Raw genomic sequence first — 6410 nt, 5'->3', positions numbered from 1 at the left:
GATGGTGTGCTTTATTACGAAAATAAGTAATAAAACATAAATATAAAATTTTGAAGGGATGGATACAATGAAATTTAATTTAATTGCCAGTACATTAGTACTGTCTTCTACTATGTTCGTAGGCCAGGCAATGGCTTTAAGTACTGGCGCCGTTCACTTCCGTGGTGAAGTTATTGACAGTACCTGTGAAATTACCTCTGATACCGCGGATCAAAATGTTAATATCGGTCGCGTTGATAAAAATGCCTTCTCTGGGATCGACTCGACGGCTTCCGTTAAAGACTTCCACATTAAACTGGATAAATGTCCAGACACCTATACACAAGCAGCCGTACGTTTTGATGGTACTGAAGATCAAAACACGATTGGTAAAGGCTATCTGAAAACCGGTACACCGATTGACGGGGAAACCGGCACTGATGGCCAGTACTCGGGTGACGGCGCGGTGATTGCTGCTACCGGTGTTGCCATTAAAATTTTCAACCTGAGCGATGACTCAGCCGTTCCGCTGTATAACAACTCGCTTTATGCCACCATTGTTGATGGTAAGGCTGATATGGGCTTCAAAGCTAAATACGTTCAAACCCTGGCAACGGTAACGCCGGGTACAGCTAACGCGGATTCCCAGTTTACGATTGAATACGCGAAGTAAGAATTAGTTAACAGGAACGGGAGCCTGTTAATAAAACTATTAATCACCAGTTTACTGCCTAATGGATTTAATTATCTATTTTATAGGTTATTTTCAGGCTCTCTTATTGTAAAGGATTATGGTCATGTCAAGGCGCATGTTGGGTGCTTTATTTGCACTGCCTTTAGCTCTGTTTTCTTCATTGGCAACAGCCGGAGTGGTTATTGGGGGAACCAGAGTCATTTATTATAGCGATAAAGTTGATGCTACTATTTCCGTCAAAAATAATGATGCATCGCTACCCTATCTTATCCAGACATGGATTGATCCTTTCGACAGTAAAGATACGGCAAAACCACCGTTCACGGTAATTCCTCCCGTTTCACGCCTGGAAGCCAGACAGGAAAAAGTGCTGCGAATTATGAAAGTAAAAGGCGAGCTTCCGCTGGACAGGGAATCTGTCTTTTGGCTTAATGTGAAAAATATTCCACCAAGTAGTGAAAACCCTAATTCGTTATCTATTGCGATTAAAACGCGAATCAAATTTTTCTGGCGACCGGCTTCGTTAAAACAGATCCCCGAGAGCGTATTCTCTACCCTGAAATGGCATGTGCAAAAAAATCAACTCATTGTTGAAAATCCAAGCGCTATTCATATTAATGTTATGAATGTCACCGTGGACGGGAAAGATATTCCATTGAATATTATTCGTCCGTTTGAAACGTTGCATTTATCTTTACCGGCTGGTGTAAGCGGAAATTCATTGGTGTGGCGTTATGTGAATGATGTTGGTGCTATCAGTCAGGATATAAAAATAAAACTTTAATATTTCAGGAGTATTAACGCTGATGAGCTCCTCTCGGGTTATCACGACGCTGGCATCGGGGGTGTTACTTTGTTTTTCTGGGGGAGTCCAGGCAAAGGATGTATTTAACTCCGCGCTTTTAGAGATCGACCATCCTATGGATGTTGATATTCGGCAATTTAATCGAGCGAATAATTTACCTGCGGGAGTGTATAAAGTTGATATCAACGTCAACGGTAAATTAATGGACCGTCGCGATGTCACCTTCGCTCAGGATACTCCTCAGTCTGAATTACATCCTTGTTTTGTGGCGGTAAAAGATGCGCTGAAAGATTTAGGTGTAAAAGCGGACGCACTCAAGTCAATGGTTCATATTGATGATAAGGCCTGTATTAACCCGGAACCTTTGGTGCCCGGTGCGACATGGAAATTTAATGGCGATGAGTTAGCATTAAATATTACCATTCCGCAAATTTATATCGATGCAGCCGCCAGTGGATATATTAATCCTTCTCGCTGGGATGAAGGTATCAATGCGCTTATGGTCAACTATGATTTCTCCGGTTCCAGTACGGTGCAATCAGACGATGACGATAACAGTGATTTTTACTATCTGAACCTGCGTAATGGCGCAAACCTGGGCGCATGGCGTTTGCGAAATTACAGCACCTTAAACGTCAATGACGGGCAAGCGGATTACCATTCCATCAGCACCTACGTTCAGCGTGATATTGCCGCGCTGCGTAGCCAAATTATGCTGGGTGATACGTGGACGGCGAGTGATGTTTTTGACAGTACCCAGATCCGCGGCGCCAGGCTATATACCGATGACGATATGCTCCCCGCAAGCCTGAATGGTTTCGCACCGGTGGTGCGTGGCGTGGCGAGAAGTAATGCGACGGTCATCATCAAACAGAATGGCTATGTCATTTATCAGTCTGCGGTGCCGCAGGGTGCGTTTGCCCTCTCTGATTTAAACACCACCAGTTCCGGTGGTGACCTGGATGTCACCATTAAAGAAGAAGACGGTAGCGAGCAGCACTTTACTCAGCCCTACGCTTCGCTGGCGATCCTTAAGCGTGAAGGCCAGACGGATGTTGATGTGAGCATTGGCGAGTTGCGCGATCAGAGCAATTTTACACCGGATGTGCTCCAGGCGCAGGTACTGCACGGTTTTCGTGCTGGTATAACTCTGTACGGCGGCGTTCAGGCCGCGGAAGATTATGCCTCGGCGGCGCTGGGTATGGGTAAAGATATGGGGTCTTTTGGCGCCATTTCTGTTGATATTACTCAGGCCCGCTCGCAGTTTGATGATGGTGAAGACGAATCCGGTCAGTCATATCGTTTTTTGTACTCAAAACGCTTTGATGACACAGATACCACTTTTCGCCTGGTGGGCTACCGCTACTCGACCCAGGGATATTACACGCTCAACGAATGGGCGTCGCGGCAAAATAGCGAGAGCGATTTCTGGACTATCGGTAACCGCCGTAGCCGCCTGGAAGGTTCATGGACACAGAATTTTGGTAAAGATTTGGGCAATATTTATCTTACGTTGAGTCGCCAGGAATATTGGCAATCCGATCAAGTTGAGCGTTTGGTTCAACTGGGTTACAGCAACTACTGGCACGATATTTCCTGGAATATTTCGTGGAATTACACCCACTCAATATCGAGGGGACAAGACTCGGAATATGGATATGCGTCAGATGATGACAATGGTAGCGAGCAGATCTTTATGTTTTCGATCTCCGTGCCGTTATCGGGTTGGCTCAGCAATAACTATGTGAGTTATGGCATTACGCAAAATAATCACGGCAAAGGCGTCAATCAGCTAGGTCTGAACGGCACCGCTCTGGAAAACCATAACCTTTCGTATAATGTGCAGCAGTCTTACGACGCCGATGAAGATGACTACAACGGTAGCGCGGGTGTGGGGTATGACGGAACATATGGCTCGGTTAGCGGTAGCTATGACTACAGCCAGGACTCACAGCGCCTGAACTATGGTATTAAAGGCGGTATTCTGGCGCATAGCGATGGCATTACTTTCTCGCAAGAACTGGGTGAAACGGTCGCGTTAGTAAAAGCGCCAGGGGCCGCTGGGTTGGATCTGGAAAATGGAACCGGCGCGGCCACCGACTGGCGTGGTTACACTGTACAAACCCAGCTTAACCCCTACGCTGAAAACAGCGTAGAGATCAATAGTGATTATTTTGGTAAAGCTAACGTTGAGTTAGAAAGCAGTTCGCTCACGCTGATCCCGACTAGAGGGGCCGTGGTAAGGGCTGAATTTGTGACACATGTGGGTTACCGCGTATTGTTTAACGTTAGTCAGGCAAATGGCCAAGCGGTGCCTTTTGGCGCGATGGCTACCGCAGATCTTGAGTCAGGCAGCGTAACCGGTATTGTCGGAGATGAGGGCGATTTATATCTTTCGGGAATGCCGGAGGAAGGAACGTTCTTGCTGAACTGGGGAAGCGATAATACTAAAAAATGTACGGTACATTATCAGTTTGCCAAACCATCAGGCGTTGAACTGGTTCAGACAGCGGCTGTATGCCAATAAGGATATTATAAATGCGGTTATGGATAACAGTTTTGTTCTCATTTTTTATGATGTTGATAACCCCGATGTGTCGGGCAAGTGATGGGGTTTGCCATCCTACAAATGGCACTGCTAATATTTATAACCTCAATCTTAATGGTGTTAAAATTCCTGCGGAAAAGAATAAGTCGGGTACGGAAGCCAGAGATCTGGATGTATTAAAATCTTCAGGGAAATATAAAGCTCATTGCGACTGTTTGACTCATTTTACTACGTTATATAGCGATATATATTATACGGCACGCTCGCCTTTAAGCATCAATACCACCAGAAGTGGTTACACTTATTATACACTTAACAATAACCTTAGTATTGCTACTTCGATCCATGTTCAGGGGAGAGGTTTTGTCGCGGTTCCTTTCGAAGGGCAGGAAAATAATCAAGTAAGCAGTGGTTATTGTTTCACTTCTGCAACGAGTCATGATGGCGAAGATATTACTCTCGAAACGGGTACGGAAGTGGAAATTTCTTTTCTGATTAATGAACCTTTTATCGGTAAAGTGACTATTCCTTCAACGATTGTCGCTGATTTATACGGTGGTCTGGATGCCAGTTCATCTATAGCCAGTACGGATAGATTGGCAGAAATCAGGATATTAGGCGATATTACCGTACCGCAAAACTGTGAAATAGCGCCAGGTCAGAACTTGGTTGTTGATTTTAAACAAATAGAGGCAGCGAGCTTTTCAGCGAACAAAGGTGAGGCGATAACCAGCAATAAAGTTACGAAGACGATACTGGTGCAATGCACCGGTATGGCCGATGAAAATATCGTCTACTCAACGTTCAAGGCTGATCCGGTAGATTCTGACGCGATGATGATGAAAGTGAACGGTAATGACGATGTTGGGATTGTCGTGTATGACAAATGGGGACAGATCGTTAATGTTAATGGCGGAAGTATGGACATGGATATGGGGGCCAACAATAAGGGCGAGGAAAACAACTCGCTGACCTTTTCTGCTGCACCCGCCAGCGCAACTGGCGCCCGACCCAAGCCCGGCACATTTGAGGCCTATGCGACGATCACGCTAGAAATTAAAAATTAGCGAGTTGCGTGACTTTTGTCGCAAGGGTAGAAAACTATCGTTTTTTGCCCTTTATTTCATAAAATCTGCTTCTGGCGTTTATCCTCATTTCATCCTCTCGTTCTTTTTCCATGCGGCTCTTGCCTGCAGGTACCTTTGTTCTGTCATACATTATCGGTGGCTTGTCATTAAACTGTCATAAACATGACATATAACTGTCACCAGTTTGTCCTATTTTGCTTTCAGCAGCTAAACAAACAATGATTTACCAAAATCGTGCAGGAGACATTATGAAAGTTATGCGTACCACTGTCGCAACTGTTGTCGCCGCGACCTTATCCATGAGCGCGTTCTCTGTATTTGCAGCAGCGAGCTTGACAGGTGCAGGTGCAACTTTTCCTGCGCCAGTGTATGCCAAATGGGCTGATACTTATCAAAAAGAGACCGGTAGTAAAGTCAACTACCAGGGTATCGGCTCCTCCGGCGGTGTAAAACAAATTACGGCAAATACCGTTGATTTCGGCGCTTCTGATGCTCCGTTGTCTGATAAGAAACTTGCACAGGAAGGCCTTTTCCAGTTCCCAACCGTGATCGGCGGTGTCGTGCTGGCTGTTAACATTCCAGGCCTGAAATCCGGCGAGCTGGTGCTGGACGGTAAAACCTTAGGTGACATCTACCTCGGCAAAATCAAGAAGTGGGATGACGCCGCCATCACCAAACTGAACCCGGGTCTGAAATTGCCATCTCAGAACATCGCCGTTGTGCGTCGTGCTGATGGTTCCGGCACCTCCTTCGTGTTCACCAGCTATCTGGCAAAAGTGAATGAAGAATGGAAATCTAAAATTGGTGCAGGCTCTACCGTTAACTGGCCGACCGGTCTGGGCGGTAAAGGTAACGACGGTATTGCCGCGTTCGTACAACGTCTTCCTGGCTCCATCGGTTACGTTGAATACGCGTACGCCAAGCAGAACAACCTGGCCTATACCAAATTGATTTCCGCTGATGGTAAACCGGTAAGCCCGACCGAAGAAAATTTTGCGAATGCGGCAAAAGGCGCTGACTGGAGCAAAACCTTTGCCCAGGATCTGACGAACCAGAAAGGTGATGAGGCGTGGCCAATCACTTCCACCACATTTATCCTGGTTCACAAAGAGCAGAAGAAACCTGAGCAGGGCGTTGAAGTGCTGAAGTTCTTTGACTGGGCGTACAAAAATGGTGGTAAACAGGCGAATGACCTGGATTACGCCAGCCTGCCGGATAACGTGGTTGAGCAGATTCGTGCTGCATGGAAGACCAACGTGAAAGACAGCAGCGGTAAAGCACTGTACTAATAGAATA

Annotated in this window: 5 protein-coding genes; all 5 read left to right on the top strand. The window is 46.1% G+C overall.

All coding sequences use genetic code 11. The features are described from left to right. The first annotated feature begins 67 nt into the window (after positions 1 to 67). Positions 68 to 652: a chaperone-usher fimbrial major subunit gene (locus tag IMQ48_RS05530; protein WP_196208224.1), complete on the top strand. Its 585-nt coding sequence runs from the start codon at positions 68 to 70 to the stop codon at positions 650 to 652. A 124-nt stretch (positions 653 to 776) separates the two neighbouring features. Next, complete coding sequence (locus IMQ48_RS05525; protein ID WP_196208223.1) at positions 777 to 1457, top strand: fimbrial chaperone; 681 nt, start codon at positions 777 to 779, stop codon at positions 1455 to 1457. Between the two features lie 22 nt (positions 1458 to 1479). After that, entirely contained in the window at positions 1480 to 4005 is a 2526-nt protein-coding gene (locus IMQ48_RS05520; protein ID WP_196208222.1) for a fimbria/pilus outer membrane usher protein, read from the top strand. Between the two features lie 11 nt (positions 4006 to 4016). Then, positions 4017 to 5093, top strand: coding sequence for a fimbrial protein StgD (gene stgD / locus IMQ48_RS05515; RefSeq protein ID WP_196208221.1), 1077 nt, complete (start codon positions 4017 to 4019; stop codon positions 5091 to 5093). Between the two features lie 269 nt (positions 5094 to 5362). Continuing rightward, positions 5363 to 6403, top strand: a complete 1041-nt coding sequence (gene pstS / locus IMQ48_RS05510; protein ID WP_196208220.1) for a phosphate ABC transporter substrate-binding protein PstS — start codon at positions 5363 to 5365, stop codon at positions 6401 to 6403. Positions 6404 to 6410: the final 7 nt, after the last annotated feature.

This window comes from Citrobacter sp. Res13-Sevr-PEB04-36, from assembly GCF_015672735.1.
Lineage (GTDB): Bacteria > Pseudomonadota > Gammaproteobacteria > Enterobacterales > Enterobacteriaceae > Citrobacter.
Note: the sequence above shows the minus strand (reverse complement) of the source record. Positions and strands in the feature narration are given on the sequence as shown.

Coding starts and splice junctions, on each gene's coding strand:
- IMQ48_RS05530 (WP_196208224.1), top strand. CDS start 68: ATGAAATTTAATTTAATTGCCAGTACATTAGTACTGTCTTCTACTATG.
- IMQ48_RS05525 (WP_196208223.1), top strand. CDS start 777: ATGTCAAGGCGCATGTTGGGTGCTTTATTTGCACTGCCTTTAGCTCTG.
- IMQ48_RS05520 (WP_196208222.1), top strand. CDS start 1,480: ATGAGCTCCTCTCGGGTTATCACGACGCTGGCATCGGGGGTGTTACTT.
- stgD (WP_196208221.1), top strand. CDS start 4,017: ATGCGGTTATGGATAACAGTTTTGTTCTCATTTTTTATGATGTTGATA.
- pstS (WP_196208220.1), top strand. CDS start 5,363: ATGAAAGTTATGCGTACCACTGTCGCAACTGTTGTCGCCGCGACCTTA.